16 protein-coding genes are annotated in these 17,845 nt (G+C 46.9%); 9 read left to right on the top strand and 7 right to left on the bottom strand.

Translation table 11 applies throughout. From position 1 onward, the window contains the following. Positions 1-40: 40 nt before the first annotated feature. Positions 41-1,411, bottom strand: coding sequence for a C4-dicarboxylate transporter DcuC (gene dcuC / locus M5E81_RS10730; protein WP_210685335.1), 1,371 nt, complete (start codon positions 1,409-1,411; stop codon positions 41-43). A 162-nt stretch (positions 1,412-1,573) separates the two neighbouring features. Here dcuC and M5E81_RS10725 point away from each other — a divergent pair, with 162 nt between their 5' ends. Both M5E81_RS10725 and M5E81_RS10720 read left to right on the top strand, forming a co-directional pair. Next, positions 1,574-2,137: a transposase gene (locus tag M5E81_RS10725; protein WP_249747006.1), complete on the top strand. Its 564-nt coding sequence runs from the start codon at positions 1,574-1,576 to the stop codon at positions 2,135-2,137. Continuing rightward, on the top strand, positions 2,068-2,949 hold the full coding sequence (locus M5E81_RS10720) for an IS3 family transposase (RefSeq protein WP_249747005.1): 882 nt from the start codon (positions 2,068-2,070) through the stop codon (positions 2,947-2,949). The genes M5E81_RS10725 and M5E81_RS10720 overlap by 70 nt, the downstream gene beginning before the upstream one ends. Before the next feature lie 91 nt (positions 2,950-3,040). Here M5E81_RS10720 and M5E81_RS10715 read toward each other — a convergent pair whose 3' ends face one another. From M5E81_RS10715 to M5E81_RS10690, 6 genes are all read right to left on the bottom strand, one after another. Beyond that, positions 3,041-3,847: a sirohydrochlorin cobaltochelatase gene (locus M5E81_RS10715; protein WP_009145158.1), complete on the bottom strand. Its 807-nt coding sequence runs from the start codon at positions 3,845-3,847 to the stop codon at positions 3,041-3,043. A gap of 116 nt (positions 3,848-3,963) precedes the next feature. After that, positions 3,964-4,956, bottom strand: coding sequence for a sirohydrochlorin cobaltochelatase (locus M5E81_RS10710; protein ID WP_009145159.1), 993 nt, complete (start codon positions 4,954-4,956; stop codon positions 3,964-3,966). A 177-nt stretch (positions 4,957-5,133) separates the two neighbouring features. Beyond that, the gene (locus M5E81_RS10705; RefSeq protein ID WP_009145160.1) at positions 5,134-5,787 is read right to left on the bottom strand and encodes a hypothetical protein; all 654 of its coding nucleotides are present in this window, start codon (positions 5,785-5,787) and stop codon (positions 5,134-5,136) included. Positions 5,788-5,815: 28 nt separating this feature from the next. Further along, on the bottom strand, positions 5,816-6,175 hold the full coding sequence (locus tag M5E81_RS10700; protein ID WP_367317910.1) for a metal-dependent transcriptional regulator: 360 nt from the start codon (positions 6,173-6,175) through the stop codon (positions 5,816-5,818). Positions 6,176-6,321: 146 nt separating this feature from the next. Beyond that, positions 6,322-7,707 (bottom strand): IS4 family transposase, encoded by a 1,386-nt coding sequence (locus M5E81_RS10695; RefSeq protein ID WP_249747153.1) that lies wholly within the window; start codon positions 7,705-7,707, stop codon positions 6,322-6,324. Positions 7,708-7,823: 116 nt separating this feature from the next. Beyond that, the gene (locus tag M5E81_RS10690; RefSeq protein ID WP_249747014.1) at positions 7,824-9,209 is read right to left on the bottom strand and encodes an IS4 family transposase; all 1,386 of its coding nucleotides are present in this window, start codon (positions 9,207-9,209) and stop codon (positions 7,824-7,826) included. Between the two features lie 246 nt (positions 9,210-9,455). Here M5E81_RS10690 and M5E81_RS10685 point away from each other — a divergent pair, with 246 nt between their 5' ends. From M5E81_RS10685 to dnaB, 7 genes are all read left to right on the top strand, one after another. Then, positions 9,456-10,541, top strand: a complete 1,086-nt coding sequence (locus M5E81_RS10685) for an FkbM family methyltransferase (protein ID WP_249747489.1) — start codon at positions 9,456-9,458, stop codon at positions 10,539-10,541. A gap of 228 nt (positions 10,542-10,769) precedes the next feature. Beyond that, positions 10,770-11,807, top strand: a complete 1,038-nt coding sequence (locus M5E81_RS10680) for an ABC transporter substrate-binding protein (RefSeq protein WP_009145163.1) — start codon at positions 10,770-10,772, stop codon at positions 11,805-11,807. 135 nt (positions 11,808-11,942) lie between these two features. Further along, the gene (locus tag M5E81_RS10675) at positions 11,943-13,610 is read left to right on the top strand and encodes an ABC transporter permease (protein WP_249747488.1); all 1,668 of its coding nucleotides are present in this window, start codon (positions 11,943-11,945) and stop codon (positions 13,608-13,610) included. A gap of 17 nt (positions 13,611-13,627) precedes the next feature. Then, a complete protein-coding gene (locus M5E81_RS10670) occupies positions 13,628-14,674 on the top strand; it encodes an ABC transporter ATP-binding protein (RefSeq protein ID WP_249747487.1) in 1,047 nt (348 codons plus the stop codon). 243 nt (positions 14,675-14,917) lie between these two features. Further along, entirely contained in the window at positions 14,918-15,481 is a 564-nt protein-coding gene (locus M5E81_RS10665) for a transposase (protein WP_249747006.1), read from the top strand. Beyond that, positions 15,412-16,293 carry an IS3 family transposase gene (locus M5E81_RS10660; RefSeq protein ID WP_249747005.1) on the top strand — a complete coding sequence of 294 codons (882 nt, stop codon included), beginning with the start codon at positions 15,412-15,414 and terminating at the stop codon, positions 16,291-16,293. Before M5E81_RS10665 ends, M5E81_RS10660 begins: the two co-directional genes overlap by 70 nt. A gap of 184 nt (positions 16,294-16,477) precedes the next feature. Next, entirely contained in the window at positions 16,478-17,830 is a 1,353-nt protein-coding gene (gene dnaB / locus M5E81_RS10655; protein WP_302291865.1) for a replicative DNA helicase, read from the top strand. Positions 17,831-17,845: the final 15 nt, after the last annotated feature.

The raw sequence follows: 17,845 nt of genomic DNA, 5'->3' as shown, positions 1-17,845 counted from the left end.
TACTGTAAATTTTTACTTAACAGTTAAAGGTACTTGCTTCTTACCAACCGGTGTAGTAGTAGAAGAAGGTCATACCGATGGTAACGATCATAGCGCCGGCCATGGGGATTGCGGTGCGTTTTACCAGATCAAAGGAGGAAACGCCACCCATACCGGAAGATACTACGATAACTGCGGTAATCGGGGAGCAGTTACGCATGATGGAAGCTGCAAAGTGCATCGGCAGCAGCATCAGTACAGGGTGCAGGCCGCTGTGCGCTGCAACTGCCGGAGTAAGTGCGGCGAATGCGAAGAAGGGAGCGTTGCCACTGCCCATAACAATTGCGGATACAGCGATGATTGCTACCATAACCAGCATCATAGCCATCGGGCCGAAGCCTAAGTTTTTACTGCCGTCGATAAGAGTGGTGATAGCACCCATGGATACGAGGCCCTTAGCAAAGGTCTGACCTGCTACAACCAGGGTAATAACGTTAGCCATCTGCATACCTAAGCCGTCAAAGAAGGTCTGAATATCGCCCAGAACTTTTTGACCGTCACGCCAACGGCCGTACTCGCACATAACACCGATAGTCATGCCGATGAACATTGCCATAACGATGTTCATCTTAATAGTGGTAATCCAAAGAGAGCTGAAGGAAAGAATCAATGCCAGAGGAATTACCGGCAGGATAGCGTACCACATCGGTGCATTATCTGCTTCTTCTTCAACTTTTTCAACCTCCATAGGCTGCACTATATGACCGTCGCGTTTATCCATATATTTCTGAGTCAGGTAATGCAGAACGCCTACAACTACGAAGGCTACAGCAACGATAGGAACCTGATAATGACTCCAGTAAACTACAGGGTCAACGCCTGCGGTTTCAGCGGAGAGGATGGTACCGGTATCACTGGGGCTCCAGTCGAAGCAGAGGGTGGTTGCTACAGCAGCGGTTGCGGACAGACGGCTTACTCCCAAGCCCAACAGGATGGGGAACATGGTTACCATCAGCAGCATTGCCAGACCGGAGGCACTGTTGATGCACAGACCGATGAGCATACCGATAATCCAGGTGCCGCTCATTACCAGATAGGGGGATTTTAAAGCCATCAACGGTTTGATGGTTAAACGTACTAAAGAGCGGGAAGCGCCGATTTTATCCATATATTTAGCAAAAGCGCCTACAGACATAATGTTCAGGCCGAGTTTGCCGACATTAGAGCTGAAAGTTGCGCGGATAAATTCAAAGGCATCGAAAATTACGGAGCCTGTTGTAGCCTTAGCTCCTAAAATCTGGCTGTAACCCAGCATAGCAGCGATATACATCATGATAATACCGCCCATGAAGAGCACAGGCTGTGGTTTGTACTTTTTGTAAATCAAATAGCCAACCCAAAATGTTATAATTGCAGAAATAACAATACCCAATTTTCATCATCCCTTTCTCTTATGAATTTATTTTACAAAAATTTAGGCAATTCCATTATAGCATAACTTTGCTGCATTAAGCAATAAAAAAACCTGCAATATTCCCCGCGAAGGGGTGATATGTACCCCCAATACTGGACACCCAGTATTGGGGGTATTTTAATGAAATACAGCTATAAGTTCAAAAGACAGTGTGTAGAATTATATCGACAAGGTAAATGGCCTGAAACGCCTAAAGATATAACAGAAAAAAATTTCCACAATACAATCCGAGTTTGGGTTCGGATAGAAGATAAATGTGGTCCAGAAGCATTAAGACATAAAAATCAGAGAAAAACTTGGTCAGCAGAAGAGAAATATGAACTTGTAGCCAAAGTATTAGCTGGTGCGTCAAATAAGGAAACAGCTATTTCTGCAGGAATTAACGCTGGACTCTTGTATCAGTGGGTTAGATGCTATAAAATTAAAGGGTATCAGGGATTGGTCGCACAACGAAAAGGACGACCACCCAAGGAGCCTGAAATGAAGAAAAAAATAGAGCCGGCAGAACTTACTCCATCAGAACGAGAAGAAATGATTCTGCTCAGAGCAGAAAATGAGCGCTTGAGAGCGGAGATTGCTATTGTAAAAAAAGAGATTGCCTTGAGAGAAGAGAGATGCGCAGCGCAACTCAAGGCGAAAAAGCTGCGCTCGTCCAAAAACTGCGTGAAGAAGGTTACAAACTGAATTATTTGCTGGATGCGATTGGACTGTCGCGTTCAACGTACTATTACGAGCTTAGCAAGACAGATAAAGTTAGCGAACGAAATGCCGACTTATCATCCGAAATTATTGTTATCTTCAACGAGAACAAAAAGCGATATGGTGTAAGGCGCGTACATAAGGAGCTTCTGAATCGAGGTTTTCGAGTAAATCACAAGCGTGTCCAACGAATCATGAATCAGCTTACCTTGTTTGGAAAATGTCCCAAGGAAAAATACCACTCCTATAAAGGCGATGTTGGCAAAGTTGCTGATAATATCATCAATCGAGATTTCAATACCGAAAAACCTTTGCAAAAGTGGACAACCGATGTATCGCAGTTCAATCTGCCTTGGGGCAAATGTTATCTTTCTCCGATTTTGGATATGAACAGCAATGAAATAATCTCTTACAATCTTTCTCTACATCCAGATATGGCGCAAATAAAGGACATGCTGAAAAAGGCATTTAAAGGTTTTCCTTCTGTAAAAGGTCTTATTATGCACTCAGATCAAGGATGGCAATATCAGCATGCATTTTATAGGAATGAATTGCAAAAGCACGGAATCATTCAATCAATGTCTAGGAAAGGTAACTGCTATGACAACTGTATTATGGAAACTTTCTTTGGCAGATTAAAAAACGAGATGTTCTACGGATTTGAAAAAGATTACCCTTCGTTTGAATCTTTTTCAAACGCTATAGCTGAGTACATCGATTATTATAACAACAAAAGAATTCAAGCTAAAACAAAATGGATGCCTCCCTCTAAATTCAGAGAAGCATCCATGATGTAAATATAATTATTCAAATTTTTAGCGGTGTCCAGAAAACTGGGTACATATCAGGGACAGAATGCAGGTTTTTTTAGTTAATTATTAATAAATGTCAATCTTCTAGAGACAAAACACGTAAAACATGTTGGATATAAATAGCCTGAATAGCTTTGGAACGGCCAAGACCACACAGATGACCGGTTGTTTTGATGCCTAAAGCTTCAATCTGAGTCTTCCAGCTGTCTTCCTCGTCGCCGTACATATCGTTTTTAGCATGGTCGCCGGCAACAACCATCAGGGGATACATATGTACATGCTTGTACTTGCGCTCCTGCAGTTTTTGCAGAACCGCTTCAAAATTAGGAGTATCCTCTTCTTCTACTGTTCCTACAATAGCAGGGAATTTCATAGAATCAAAGATTTCCTGCAGTCTGACATAGGTATAGCCGTGCGCTTTATTGTTATTACGCGGAGTGCCGTGGCCCATGAGAACTACACCTTCATCTGCAGCTAAGGGAGGAACCTGAACGGCAACAGCGGCTGCTGCCAGCCTATAATCCTCATCATTAACGATAAGCGGTTGGCTGATAATAATTTTTTGGAATTTAGCGGTGAATTTATCCCTGAGGCTGAGAATCTTCTGTTCGAATTCTTCACCATGCAGCAGATGCGTCGGCTGTAGCACTACCTCTTCGTAGCCTGCGTCAACCAGCTTTTGCAGAACTGTTTCCGTATCGTCGATTTTAATGCCTCGTTCAGCCAGACGTTTGCGGATAATTGCGGAGGTAAAGGCACGGTACTGGTCATAGGCAGGAAAGGCTGCTGCGAGTGCCTGCTCAATGCCGCCGATATCGTGGGTTCTGGTTTCGTCAAAGGTGGAGCCAAAGCTGATAACCACCAGAGCTTTTTTGCTATCCATATATAATATAGCACCTCTTCTTCATAAATTAATTTTTATTATAAAAATACTCTCCGCCCTGAAAAGCGGACGGAGAGTAAAAAGGTGTGAAAGAAATGAATTACTTGTTAAGTAAATTATTTAGCTTCCAGAGCATCCCAAGAATCGTTTGCTCTTTCAACAAACAGTTTTTGTACTGCTGCGTTTTCGCCCAGGCCGTGGATATAGGTGTTAACCTTGAAGCCTTCAGCCTGCAGTTGAGATTTAAAGGAATCAGGCTCGTCACCGGCCATATCGTTATTAGCATGGTCGCCTGCAACCATCATCAGCGGCATCAGAGTTACGTTCTTAATGCCTTTAGCTTTCAGTTGCGGAGTAACGGTGTCCAGATGCGGCCAGCCTTCTACGGAGAAGATGTAAGCGTTGGTATAGCCAAGCTCATTCAGACGGTCTTGCATTACTGCATAGTAAGCATTGGACGGATGCGGAGTACCATGAGCCATAATCAGAACAGCATCTTTTTTGCCGAGTTTCGGGAATTGAGTAGCAACTGCTTTCATGGTTTCGGTAATATCGTCAGCTTGACCTTCCTGGCCTTGCCAGTACATCAGCGGAGTGCCGAAGGTCATTTTCTTGAAGTCATTTTTGTGCAGGTTATAAACTGCATCTTTGTATGCATATTCCATGCCCGGAATAATATCCAGAGAGGTCAGAGCAACACGGGTGTAGCCTTCAGCTTTCAGTTGAGCCAGAGCTTGTTCAGGTGTCGGAATGGTGAGACCTTCATGAGCTTTGATACGGTCAATAATAATATGAGAGGTGAAAGCAGTAACTACTTTTACACCGGGATGAGCAGCTTTAATAGCGTCTACAGTTGCTTCAATAGTTTTAGCACGGCTGTCTTTAAAGGTGGTGCCGAAGCTCATAACAACGATAGCGTCTTTGTCAGGCAGGTTTGCCAGAGCCGGATTAACATTGGTTTTTACGCCGATTTGGGATGCCATAAGCAGAGCCGGGGTAGCGTCTTTAACTTCGTCGTTCAGTTGATATGCGGCATGGCTGGTAGCAGCAAAGCCTAAGAGGGCAGCGCAAGTCATAGATGCAACAGCAAATTTTTTCAGACTTTTCATTTTGAAAGCACTCCTTTGAAATTCATAATCATCAAAAATAGCAGAAGGTTCTTTTATAAACCTTACTTCTCTGTATTATATCACTTATAGTTGAGATGTCAACAAAAATAATAAGAATTGCTATTATGAAGCTGTAATAAAAAAACAGACTGCTGTTATCAGCAGTCTGTTGCAGGATTATTTCCTGAAAATTTTTTTGAAGCAGTCCTTCAGAGAACGATTGAGCATACCGCCTGCCGGGGCATTTTCGTATTCACGGTTACGGCTGTCGCTGAAGGAGGCAACAAGTGTGCCGTCAGACAAATCATAAAAGTTATAAATCAGGCTTAGCTGTGCATACGGATGAAAGCTTTCCGGTACCCAGCGCTGGCGTACAACATCTTCAGTCCAATAGTGGCGTTTTCCATCTTTGTCATAGTAATAATGTGTTTCTTGGGTAGTGTAATCTTCAAAATGACCGGGAACACGAATGGTGCGGTAGCCAAAATGATTAATGGTAACTCGCATTTCCAAATCTCTGGGCGCTAAATTTTTTTGGCTGGTTTTAACATTATGATATTCCGGCAGCGGCTTTTGCGTTTCATCTGTAGCAATCAGCTTTTGTTTGCCGGCAGCCTGCAAAACAGCGGCGAGGACTTTGGTTTCGGCATGTTCGTCCGATTTGAAATAGCGTGCGGGCTCTCCTTCCAGATTATCAATTTGGGTAATATGAATTTCTTTGACTGTACGCAGATTGTAATCAGGATGCTTATAGGGCTGATTAGCGAAGCAGGAAATGCTGACGCAGAGCAGCATAATGAATGTAAGCAGAAACAAAACTGATTTTTTCATAGCGGACCTCTCGAAAACTTATAGCAAATTAATCCTTCAGCATGCCCTTGATTCCTGCAAAGGTTTCCGGGCTGATGATATGCTCGATACGGCAGGCATCCTTTTCCGCAATTTTCTCGTCTACGCCTAGAAGCTCGTTGATGAAACGGGTGAGGGTTACGTGACGGTCGTAGACGGCAGCAGCTTTTTTCTGACCATCCTTGGTAAGCAGGATGCGGCCGTCAGGCTCCATGATAATATAGTTATCACGTTTAAGAATGCTCATAGCGCGGCTGACGCTGGCTTTTGTAAAATTCATTTCCTCCGCAATGTCGATAGAACGTACGCTGCCATTGCGTTTGGTCAGAACTAAGATAGTTTCCAAGTAATTTTCTCCGGATTCCAGCAGTGACATTTTTATAACCTCCATCAGTATCAGATGTAATATTTCGATTACTATTATTTTAACACATTTAATTCTTAACTCAAACTTCGCACACGGAAAACATCCCGTATGCCTTGATAAATCAGCTTGAACTGAATGTCGAAAGCCATTCACGCACACTTCTGTGCACGCAGACGACTCATCCAAAGAGCGGGCAGATCGTTCAGGAATCGTTCCAAGAGCGATTCGACCAGCAAGACTTCTGACGGATATTCTGCCCGAAGCTGCTCCGCAAACTCCTGCAACACGAGGCGAAGCGCTTCCATGTACTTCAAGTCCGGAAGCTCATCAAGCCCCAGATAGAAGAGCTCGCCGAGGCTTCGCCCATCCGTGTTCTCACGTTCCTCGACAGCCAGGAGCATATATCGTGTGCAGACGACGGCGACATGCGCCGTCATCGCATCGTAGGAGACGGAACGACAATCCTTGCCGAGCCGCAGGTAGGACTTGCACGCTTTGAAGAACACCTCGATGCCCCAGCGCTTCCCGTAGAGCTGGATGACTTCTTCCTCCGAAAGCGAGAGGTCTGTCGTGACGAGGACGAGATAATCCTTCCGCTTGTTGCGGTTCCGCACGAAGACCAATCGCACAGGCACGAGGGATTCTCCCTGTTTCGTCGCGACAGCATCGACGGACAGGAGGTAACGCGAGCGTCCGCGGCGTTTCTTGTGTTCCTTGTAGATGGCCTTGACGTTCGAGATCTTCCCTTCGCAGAGGTAGCGCACCTTCTTGCTCTTCTTTGCCATAGCGGTGACGTCATAGCCGAGGTCATGGATGGCTTTCAGCGACGACGGCGAGCAGAACCATGTGTCGAAGAGGACGTACTGCGCGGGGATTCCTGTCGCCTTGACCTCCTGCAACAAATTGAGGACGACGGCTGGCGCTTCCATCTGCGCGAGCTTGCGCTGCTTTCCGCCGTTGCTCCTGGCATCGACGGACGCGTCGGCCTCGTTGAGACGATTCTTTCCCTTCGATGTCGAAAGGAGGCAGAACGTGAGCGGCAGGAAGGTGTTCCCATCCGTCCAGCCAAGGACGAGCAGGCGGAAGCCCTTCGTATAACGGTGGCTCACATGGTCGTAGACGTTCGCCAAGAGTTCCACGCGCTTGGAGCGCGAGCGGCTGAAGAGCGAATCGTCGACGATGATAGCGCAACGACGTCCGGCGTCTGTCAACGGTTTGATGGTTTCGTTGATGATCCGCGCCGCAAGGAGCAGCGTGAACCTGCGCCAGTTCGTGTGACAGGAGTTCAAGAAGCGGTAGGCCGTGTCCTTGCCAAACGGCAGGGATTCCTCGTGAAGCCGGCGTTGCATGTAAAGCGAGCGGTTCTCGAAGATGATGCTGACGAGCACAAGGAACACCAGAATAGCGGAAAAGCCCTTGAGTTTGCATGCGTTGGCAGACCGCAAAATCTGGCCGATGCGATATTGGTGGAAGAACAGCGAAGTTTTCTTCGAAATGGATTCCATCTGATGGGTGGTTTGTGGTATAATTTGCATAGCATGAACCTCCGCTTTAGTATGTTTTGTTTCACATCTTAATTACTCAAACTTCGCACACGGAAAACATCCCGTATGCCTTGATAAATCAGCTTGAACTGAATGTCGAAAGCCATTCACGCACACTTCTGTGCACGCAGACGACTCATCCAAAGAGCGGGCAGATCGTTCAGGAATCGTTCCAAGAGCGATTCGACCAGCAAGACTTCTGACGGATATTCTGCCCGAAGCTGCTCCGCAAACTCCTGCAACACGAGGCGAAGCGCTTCCATGTACTTCAAGTCCGGAAGCTCATCAAGCCCCAGATAGAAGAGCTCGCCGAGGCTTCGCCCATCCGTGTTCTCACGTTCCTCGACAGCCAGGAGCATATATCGTGTGCAGACGACGGCGACATGCGCCGTCATCGCATCGTAGGAGACGGAACGACAATCCTTGCCGAGCCGCAGGTAGGACTTGCACGCTTTGAAGAACACCTCGATGCCCCAGCGCTTCCCGTAGAGCTGGATGACTTCTTCCTCCGAAAGCGAGAGGTCTGTCGTGACGAGGACGAGATAATCCTTCCGCTTGTTGCGGTTCCGCACGAAGACCAATCGCACAGGCACGAGGGATTCTCCCTGTTTCGTCGCGACAGCATCGACGGACAGGAGGTAACGCGAGCGTCCGCGGCGTTTCTTGTGTTCCTTGTAGATGGCCTTGACGTTCGAGATCTTCCCTTCGCAGGGGTAGCGCACCTTCTTGCTCTTCTTTGCCATAGCGGTGACGTCATAGCCGAGGTCATGGATGGCTTTCAGCGACGACGGCGAGCAGAACCATGTGTCGAAGAGGACGTACTGCGCGGGGATTCCTGTCGCCTTGACCTCCTGCAACAAATTGAGGACGACGGCTGGCGCTTCCATCTGCGCGAGCTTGCGCTGCTTTCCGCCGTTGCTTCTTGCATCGACGGATGCGCTGGCCTCATTGAGCCGGTTCTTTTCCTTCGAGGTTGAAAGAAGGCAGAACGTGAGTGGCAGGAACGTGTTCCCGTCCGTCCAGCCGAGGACGAGCAAGCGGAAGCCCTTCGTATAGCGGCGGCTCACATGGTCGTAGACGTTCGCCAAGAGTTCCACGCGCTTGGAACGCGAGCGGCTGAAGAGCGAATCGTCGACGACGATGGCACAACGCCGGCCGGCATCCGTCAGCGGCTTGATGGTTTCGTTGATGATCCGCGCCGCAAGAAGCAGCGTGAACTTGCGCCAGTTCGTGTGGCAGGAGTTCAAGAAGCGGTAAGCCGTGTCCTTGCCGAACGGCAGCGAATCCTCGTGAAGTCGGCGCTGCATATAGAGCGAGCGGTTCTCGAAGATGATGCTTACGAGCACGAGGAAAACGAGAATGGAGGAAAATCCTTTGAGCTTGCAAGCGTTGGCCGCGCGCAGAATCTGGCCGACATGATAACGACGGAAGAACGCCGAAGTTTTCTTCGAGATGGATTCCATCTGCTGGGTGGTTTGTGATATACTTTTCATAGCATGAGCCTCCGGTGCTTGGTATGTTTTTGAGCCAACATAATTATACCAAACTGGCAAGACTCATGCTATTTTTCTGTTTACAAAGCCTGGACTTTCAAGGGGTGCAGGGGATTTTTACCTGCGAAGTTTGAGTTCTTAACGTCACTAGCAGAGATAGTGTATAATAAAAAACAAACAAAATAGTCAAATGAGTAAGCTGTGGCTATCTAAAATAGATGATCAGAAACGGAAAGAGGTAGTGATATGTTAAAATTTATGCAGGAAACACTAAGTGTCTGGGAGCTCCTGCAACATACAAAAAAACCGATAGTACTTTACGGAATGGGCAACGGAGCCGATAAAATTATCGACTGGTGCGAAGCAAACGGAGTGCAGGTGCAGGGTGTATTTGCCAGTGACGAGTTCGTCCGCGGACAGCAGTTCCGCGGCTTTACGGTAGAACGCTATGATGTGCTGCGTGCGCGTCTGGGCAATGAGCTTCTGGTTGTTATCGCTTTTGCCAGCGAAAGACCGGAGGTGCTGGAGCGCTTTGCGCAGCTGGCTGCCGAGCAGGAGGTTGTGGCACCGCATCTGCCGCTTTTTGATGAGGAAGAAACTGTAAGCGCCGCCTGGCTGCAGCGTTACGAAGAGCAGCTGACGCAGGTTTATGACAGACTGGCGGATGAACAGTCGCGCAGAGTTTTTGCGGCTACGCTTAACTATAAGCTTAGCGGCAAGATAAGCTATCTTTTTGACTGTGAAACGCAGCGTGAGGAGGATATCAGGATGTTGCTTGCGCCGACAGCCGAAGAAGTATATATGGATCTTGGTGCCTATAACGGTGATACCATACAGGAGCTGGGACGCCTGACTGACTGGCAATGGCGCGAGGTGCTGGCGGTAGAGCCGGATCGCCGTAACTGCCGCAAGCTGCGTCTGCTGGCAGATGAGCTAGCGGAGAAGGGGCTTACTGTCGAGATACACGAGGCAGGCATCTGGAGCGAGCAGGGAGAGCTGGGCTTCAGCGACAGCGGCGGCAGACAGTCAACGTTTATCGGCGCGGAGAAGAAAACCGTGCCGGTGACGACGATTGATGCTGTAGCGGCGGGACGCCCGGTGACAATGATCAAAATGGATGTCGAGGGGGCGGAGGTGCAGGCTATTGCCGGTGGCAGACAGACTATCGGCGAATGTAAGCCGAAGCTGTTTGTCGCGGCCTACCATTATGATGTTGATTTATTCCGTCTGCCGCTGCTTTTGTGGGAGCTGGTGCCGGAGTATAAGATTTATTTGCGTAAGCATCCTTATGTCCCTGCATGGGAATTGAATTTTATTTGCATCGGAAAATAGCGGGACAATAAAAGTCCACATAGGACAAAAAACGTCAAATGTAATATGGTGGTGGAATGTCCGTTCAATAAGTGTCAAGGTGACATAAAAAGTTAAATATTTGTAAAAATAATGTAAAGTGTAAGCAGGTGAAAAACGTCCTGCAGCGAATTTATCAAATATGGGTGTAGAATGGAACACGCTAAAATATAATTTTCAACGACGATGCAAAAAAAGGAGTGTATGTGAATGAAAAAATCTAAATGGATGCTTGGTGCAGCAGCAATGTTGGCTTTATCTGTAGCTTTGGCTGGCTGCGGCGGCGGCGACAAAAAAGCAGACAATAAGGCTGCCGGCGTAAAAGGCAGCTTGATGGTTTATACCTCTATTTATCCTGATATTATCGACAATATGTGCAAACCTAATGTTGCAAAAGCTTTCCCGGATATGAAGGTTAACTGGTTCCAAGGCGGTACCGAAAAAGTTATCACCAAGATTACCGGCGAAATCAAAGCTAAAAAAATTGCTGCAGACGTTCTGATGGTTGCGGATCCTTCCTATTATCTGAAGCTGCAGGAGCAAGGCTTGCTGTTGCCTTATAAATCCAAAGAAGATGCTAACGTTATCAGTGAAAAAGACAAAGACGGCAACTGGTACGGCGTTCGTATCTCCAACATGATCATTGCTTATAACTCCAATAAGCTGAAAGCTGAAGAAGCTCCGAAAAACTGGACAGATCTGACCGATCCGAAATGGAAAGGCAAAATCGCTATGCCTAACCCGATGCTGTCCGGTACTGCTTATGTAGCAGTTGGCGCTCTGGCTGACAAATACGGCTGGGAATATTTCGATAAATTGAAAGCTAACGGCCTGCGCGTTGAAGAAGGCAACTCCGCTATTCAAAACAAGCTGTTGACCGGCGAATATGCAGCTGTAATGATTCTGGAAGAAAACATCCTGAAGCTGGCTAACACCAAGAAAGAGCCTCTGAAGATTGTTTACCCGACCGACGGCGTAATCAACGTTCCTTCCCCGATCGCTATTTTCAAGGAAACCAAGAATCCTGAGGGTGCAAAGGCTTTGGTTGACTGGTGGCTGTCCAAAGAAGGTCAGGAAGCAGTTGTTAAGGGTTGGATGCACTCCGTTCGTGGCGACGTAAAAGCTCCTACCGGTGCTGAAGAAACCAAGAAGATTGTTGAGGGCAGAATTAAAGTTGACTGGCAGAAGCTGGCTAACAACAATGCTCAAATCAAAGAAGAATTCCGTAAGAGAGTTATGGATAAATAATGCGTTGCTAAGTTAAATTATAGCGGAAACAGGGAGACCTTTCAGGCCATCCCTGTTTTCTGCTCAATAAAGAGGGGCCGAAAGTCTGCTTTTGGTGTTGCTCTGAGGTATTAAAAAAGGAGAAAGAAGCGTTCTATGTCAAGAATAAACAGTAAATTTATTGTTATCGCTATCTCCGTGCTGTTGCTTTTATACTTTGTTATCTTCCCGATGGGAATCCTGCTGTATGACAGCATCATGCTTGATGGCGCAATTAACTTGGAAAATTATCGCAATGTATATAGCCAGGATGTCAACTGGCGTGCGTTGACGAATACAATCGAGCTGTCTTTGGGTGTTATGATTGTCAGTGTGCTGATTACCTTCCCGCTGGCTTGGCTGGTTGGCCGTACTGATATGCCCGGTAAAAAAATCTACCGTACTCTGCTGGTATCCAGCTACATGATTCCGCCGTATGTAGGCGCTATTGCCTGGGTACAGCTGCTGAACCCCAGTGTAGGTTATCTGAACGAGATTCTTAAATTTGTCTTTGGGCTGGAAACAGCGCCCTTTGACATTTATACTATGGCCGGCTTAGGATGGGTACTGACTTTGTTCTACTCTCCCTTTGCTTTCATTACCATTTCACGTGCTATGGAGAAAATGGATCCGACTCTGGAGGAGGCAGCGCGTGTCAGCGGTGCTTCTCCGATGCGTACTGTTTTTGACGTAACACTGCCGCTGATGGCTCCGTCCATTCTGGCCGGCGGTTTGCTGGTATTTATTGCTGCCGGCAGCTGCTTCGGTATTCCTGCTATCGTAGGTATGCCTGGCAACATTGAAGTAATGACCACGCGTATCGTAACCTATATTTACATGGGCGATACTGCGGGCGTACGTGATGCTACCGCTCTGGCTGCGTCCCTCATGTTCCTTGCTAACATCCTGCTGTTCGGTATGACCTGGATGGTTGGTAAAAAGGATTACACCACTATCAGCGGTAAGAGCACCCGTCCGAACATTGTAGAGCTGGGCAAATGGAAATGGCCCTGCTTCTGCCTGGTTGGCGCTTACAGCATGATTTCCATTATCATTCCGCTGGGCTCCATCGTGCTTACCAGTTTGATTATCACCCTGTCCAAGCCGATTGGTCTGGACAACATTGGCTTTGATGCCTGGATTCCCGTTATCACCAGCTCCCAGTACATGGAAAGCGTTTGGAACTCTGTTGTTTACGCTGTTATTGCTGCCTGCATCGGCACACTTATTTCCATCTTTATTGCATATCTTGCAGTTAAAACCAGAATCAAAGGCCGCAGCCTGCCGGATCTGCTGGTAGTTATCGGTGGCAGTACCCCGTCCATCGTTATTGCGCTGGCTTTGATTATTACCTTCAGCGGTAATTTTGGTTTGAACCTGTATTCCACGATGTGGATTATGGTAGTTGCTTATCTGGTAAAATACATGACGATGTCTGTGCGTACCATCGCCGCTTCGCTGAGTCAGGTACACATCTCTCTGGAGGAGGCTGCACTGAACTCCGGCGCCAGCTGGCTGCGCTGCTGTAAGGATATCATCATGCCGCTTATTGCACCGTCTATAGTTGCCGGCTGGTTCCTGATTTTTATGCCGTCCTTCTACGAGCTGACTATGTCCCTGCTCCTGTACGGCAGTGATACCAAGACCATCGGCGTATTGCTGTATGAATTGCAGACCTATGCAGATACGCAGAACGCTTCTGTGCTTTCTGTAATCATTCTGCTGATTGTTTTGATTGGTAACCTGATTCTGAACAAGGTTTCCAAGGGTAACGTAGGTATTTAATTAAAGGAGTGTAATAAATGGCTGAGGTAAGAATTGAGCATGTATTTAAACGTTTCGGCGCTGTAACTGCCGTAAACGATTTTGATTTAGTTGTAAAGGATGGCGAATTTATTTCCATCCTCGGTCCTTCCGGTTGCGGTAAAACCACTACCCTGCGTATGATTGCAGGCTTTGAGCGTGCTACCGAAGGTGAAATTTATATCGGCGACCACTGCGTAAGCTCCTCCATTAAGGGCAGCTTCGCTCCGCCGGAAAAACGTGATATCGGTATGGTATTCCAGTCCTATGCTGTTTGGCCGCATATGACTGTTGCCGAAAATGTAGGCTATCCGCTGAAAATTCAAAAGGTAGATAAAAAGGAACGCGAAGAACGCGTACAGAAGATGCTGGAGCTGGTTCATTTGGGCGAATACAGCAAGCGTTATCCGCATCAGCTGTCCGGCGGTCAGCAACAGCGTGTAGCTTTGGCGCGCGCTCTGGTAGCACAGCCGGGCCTGCTGCTGTTGGATGAGCCTCTGTCCAACCTGGATGCTAAGCTGCGTGAATCCATGCGTTTTGAAATCCTTGCTATTCAAAAGGAACTGGGCATCACCGTTGTTTATGTAACCCATGATCAGGGCGAAGCAATGGCAATGAGTGACCGCGTAGTTGTTATGAGCGCCGGCGTTGTACAGCAAATCGGTGCGCCGCACGAAATCTATACCAAGCCTGCCAACAAAATGGTTGCTGACTTCATCGGTCTGGTTAACTTTATCGATGGCGAGGTTAAGGGTGACAGAGTATTCATTAAGGGCAGCAATGTTTCCTTCCCGAATACCGCTAAGGTTACCGGCGAAGCTACCATTGCCGTACGTCCTGAGAATATTACCATGTCCCTCAGCGGCGGTCAGATGGAAGGTCAGGTAACTCACCGCTTCTACCTGGGCGATGCGGTTGACTATCGTGTAAACGTTCACGGTCATGACATCCGCGTTATCGTTAAGGGCGCAGACATTGATGCAATTCCTGACGGCTCCAAGGTATACCTGGACTTTGACAGAGTAATGGTTTTCGACAGAAACTAAGCTGAAAATACAAGACGGAGATAACGGATTAAATTACTGTTATCTTCGTCTTTTTTTTGTGGGAAAAAACATAAAAAACGGCGGTTAGCTATTGACAACTCGTCTAAATCGTAGTATAGTGGTCTTAAACAGGAATAACAATATAAATATGCGCTCAAAAAGCAAAAAGTTCCGTCGCAAAAGCCGAAGAGCTGAATTGATATGTACCCCCAATACTGGACACCCAGTATTGGGGGTATTTTAATGAAATACAGCTATAAGTTCAAAAGACAGTGTGTAGAATTATATCGACAAGGTAAATGGCCTGAAACGCCTAAAGATATAACAGAAAAAAATTTCCACAATACAATCCGAGTTTGGGTTCGGATAGAAGATAAATGTGGTCCAGAAGCATTAAGACATAAAAATCAGAGAAAAACTTGGTCAGCAGAAGAGAAATATGAACTTGTAGCCAAAGTATTAGCTGGTGCGTCAAATAAGGAAACAGCTATTTCTGCAGGAATTAACGCTGGACTCTTGTATCAGTGGGTTAGATGCTATAAAATTAAAGGGTATCAGGGATTGGTCGCACAACGAAAAGGACGACCACCCAAGGAGCCTGAAATGAAGAAAAAAATAGAGCCGGCAGAACTTACTCCATCAGAACGAGAAGAAATGATTCTGCTCAGAGCAGAAAATGAGCGCTTGAGAGCGGAGATTGCTATTGTAAAAAAAGAGATTGCCTTGAGAGAAGAGAGATGCGCAGCGCAACTCAAGGCGAAAAAGCTGCGCTCGTCCAAAAACTGCGTGAAGAAGGTTACAAACTGAATTATTTGCTGGATGCGATTGGACTGTCGCGTTCAACGTACTATTACGAGCTTAGCAAGACAGATAAAGTTAGCGAACGAAATGCCGACTTATCATCCGAAATTATTGTTATCTTCAACGAGAACAAAAAGCGATATGGTGTAAGGCGCGTACATAAGGAGCTTCTGAATCGAGGTTTTCGAGTAAATCACAAGCGTGTCCAACGAATCATGAATCAGCTTACCTTGTTTGGAAAATGTCCCAAGGAAAAATACCACTCCTATAAAGGCGATGTTGGCAAAGTTGCTGATAATATCATCAATCGAGATTTCAATACCGAAAAACCTTTGCAAAAGTGGACAACCGATGTATCGCAGTTCAATCTGCCTTGGGGCAAATGTTATCTTTCTCCGATTTTGGATATGAACAGCAATGAAATAATCTCTTACAATCTTTCTCTACATCCAGATATGGCGCAAATAAAGGACATGCTGAAAAAGGCATTTAAAGGTTTTCCTTCTGTAAAAGGTCTTATTATGCACTCAGATCAAGGATGGCAATATCAGCATGCATTTTATAGGAATGAATTGCAAAAGCACGGAATCATTCAATCAATGTCTAGGAAAGGTAACTGCTATGACAACTGTATTATGGAAACTTTCTTTGGCAGATTAAAAAACGAGATGTTCTACGGATTTGAAAAAGATTACCCTTCGTTTGAATCTTTTTCAAACGCTATAGCTGAGTACATCGATTATTATAACAACAAAAGAATTCAAGCTAAAACAAAATGGATGCCTCCCTCTAAATTCAGAGAAGCATCCATGATGTAAATATAATTATTCAAATTTTTAGCGGTGTCCAGAAAACTGGGTACATATCACTCAGGCTATTGCTTGCGGGAGGTTGTTTTTGTTTTAGCATTGATACTGTTCAAATAAAAAGCTTTCAGCTTTGTAGCAAATAATGTATAATAATATGAATGAAAAGATTACTGACAGGAGGTAGAAGCGAGTGATTGAAGAAAGAGTGCCACCGCAAAATATAGAAGCGGAGCAGGCTGTGCTGGGTGCGATGCTTATTGATAAAGAAGCTATTGCCAAGGCGACCGAAGTGCTGTCAGCAGATGACTTTTACCGCGAGGCGCATCGTGTTATTTTTAGTGCGATGCTGGAGCTTTATAATAAGAATGAAGCAGTAGATATGGTTACTGTGACAGAAATCCTCAAGCGTGACAATAAGCTGGAGGACATTGGCGGCATCGCCTACATCACCAGTCTGGCGAATGTGGTGCTGACGGCGGCTAACGTTAAGTACCATGCGGAGATTGTTGCTGAAAAGTCGGTTCTGCGCCAGCTTGTGCGCGTTTCTACCGAAATTGCGGCTATGGGCTATGAGGCCAACGAGGATGTCGGTACGCTGCTGGATACTGCGGAAAGCCGTATCCTGGAGATTTCCAACCGTAAGAAAAAGAATGATTTTACAGCGATTAATGATATTTTGATGGACAGCGTGCAGAGCATCGAAAGTCTGCTGCAGAACAAGGGCGGTCTTACAGGTCTGCCGGCAGGCTTTGCGGATTTGGATAAGCTGACGAGCGGTCTGCATCCTTCCGATTTTATTATTCTGGCAGCGCGTCCTTCCATGGGTAAAACTGCGCTGGCGCTGAACATTGTGCAGAACGTAGCGCTGCGTGCGCACAAGGTTATCGGCGGTGAACCGCGCAGTGTAGCCTTCTTTAGCCTGGAAATGAGCAAGGAGCAGCTGGTTAACCGTATGCTTTGCGCCGAAGCAGGCATCGACAGCCAGCGCCTGCGCGTAGGCGAGATGCGTGACGAGGACTGGACGCACCTTTGGGATGCCTGCGATACGATGAGCCGTGCGAAAATTTATATTGATGATACAGCAGGCATTACGGCGATGGATATGCGCAGTCGTGCACGCCGCCTGAAGGCAGAGCATGGCCTGGATTTGATTGTTGTCGATTACCTGCAGCTGATGCAGGGCAGCGGCAAGCGCAATAATTCCGGCGACCGCCAGCAGGAGGTTTCGGAAATCTCCCGCTCGCTGAAGGCGTTGGCGCGTGAGCTGGATGTGCCGGTGTTGGCGCTGTCACAGCTGAGCCGTAGCGTTGAATCGCGTCAGGTTAAGCGCCCCATGCTCAGTGACCTGCGTGAATCCGGTTCTCTGGAGCAGGATGCGGATATCGTAGCATTCCTGTACCGCGAGGATTACTACAATCCGGAAACGGAAAACAAGCACACCGAGCTGATTATTGCTAAGCATCGTAACGGTCCGGTAGATACCGTTAATCTGTTCTTCCAAAAGCAGTTCACCAAATTTGTCGGCTTTACGAAGCGCGAAAGCTGAGAATAGAATACAGCG

This window comes from Phascolarctobacterium succinatutens (assembly GCF_023497905.1).
Lineage (GTDB): Bacteria > Bacillota > Negativicutes > Acidaminococcales > Acidaminococcaceae > Phascolarctobacterium_A > Phascolarctobacterium_A succinatutens.
Note: the sequence above shows the minus strand (reverse complement) of the source record. Positions and strands in the feature narration are given on the sequence as shown.

What these genes read in the sequence shown, in the direction of transcription:
- M5E81_RS10725 (WP_249747006.1), top strand. Translation starts at nt 1,574, where the DNA reads ATGAAATACAGCTATAAGTTCAAAAGACAGTGTGTAGAATTATATCGA.
- M5E81_RS10720 (WP_249747005.1), top strand. Translation starts at nt 2,068, where the DNA reads ATGCGCAGCGCAACTCAAGGCGAAAAAGCTGCGCTCGTCCAAAAACTG.
- M5E81_RS10715 (WP_009145158.1), bottom strand. Translation starts at nt 3,847, where the DNA reads ATGGATAGCAAAAAAGCTCTGGTGGTTATCAGCTTTGGCTCCACCTTT.
- M5E81_RS10710 (WP_009145159.1), bottom strand. Translation starts at nt 4,956, where the DNA reads ATGAAAAGTCTGAAAAAATTTGCTGTTGCATCTATGACTTGCGCTGCC.
- M5E81_RS10705 (WP_009145160.1), bottom strand. Translation starts at nt 5,787, where the DNA reads ATGAAAAAATCAGTTTTGTTTCTGCTTACATTCATTATGCTGCTCTGC.
- M5E81_RS10695 (WP_249747153.1), bottom strand. Translation starts at nt 7,707, where the DNA reads ATGCAAATTATACCACAAACCACCCATCAGATGGAATCCATTTCGAAG.
- M5E81_RS10690 (WP_249747014.1), bottom strand. Translation starts at nt 9,209, where the DNA reads ATGAAAAGTATATCACAAACCACCCAGCAGATGGAATCCATCTCGAAG.
- M5E81_RS10685 (WP_249747489.1), top strand. Translation starts at nt 9,456, where the DNA reads ATGTTAAAATTTATGCAGGAAACACTAAGTGTCTGGGAGCTCCTGCAA.
- M5E81_RS10680 (WP_009145163.1), top strand. Translation starts at nt 10,770, where the DNA reads ATGAAAAAATCTAAATGGATGCTTGGTGCAGCAGCAATGTTGGCTTTA.
- M5E81_RS10675 (WP_249747488.1), top strand. Translation starts at nt 11,943, where the DNA reads ATGTCAAGAATAAACAGTAAATTTATTGTTATCGCTATCTCCGTGCTG.
- M5E81_RS10670 (WP_249747487.1), top strand. Translation starts at nt 13,628, where the DNA reads ATGGCTGAGGTAAGAATTGAGCATGTATTTAAACGTTTCGGCGCTGTA.
- M5E81_RS10665 (WP_249747006.1), top strand. Translation starts at nt 14,918, where the DNA reads ATGAAATACAGCTATAAGTTCAAAAGACAGTGTGTAGAATTATATCGA.
- M5E81_RS10660 (WP_249747005.1), top strand. Translation starts at nt 15,412, where the DNA reads ATGCGCAGCGCAACTCAAGGCGAAAAAGCTGCGCTCGTCCAAAAACTG.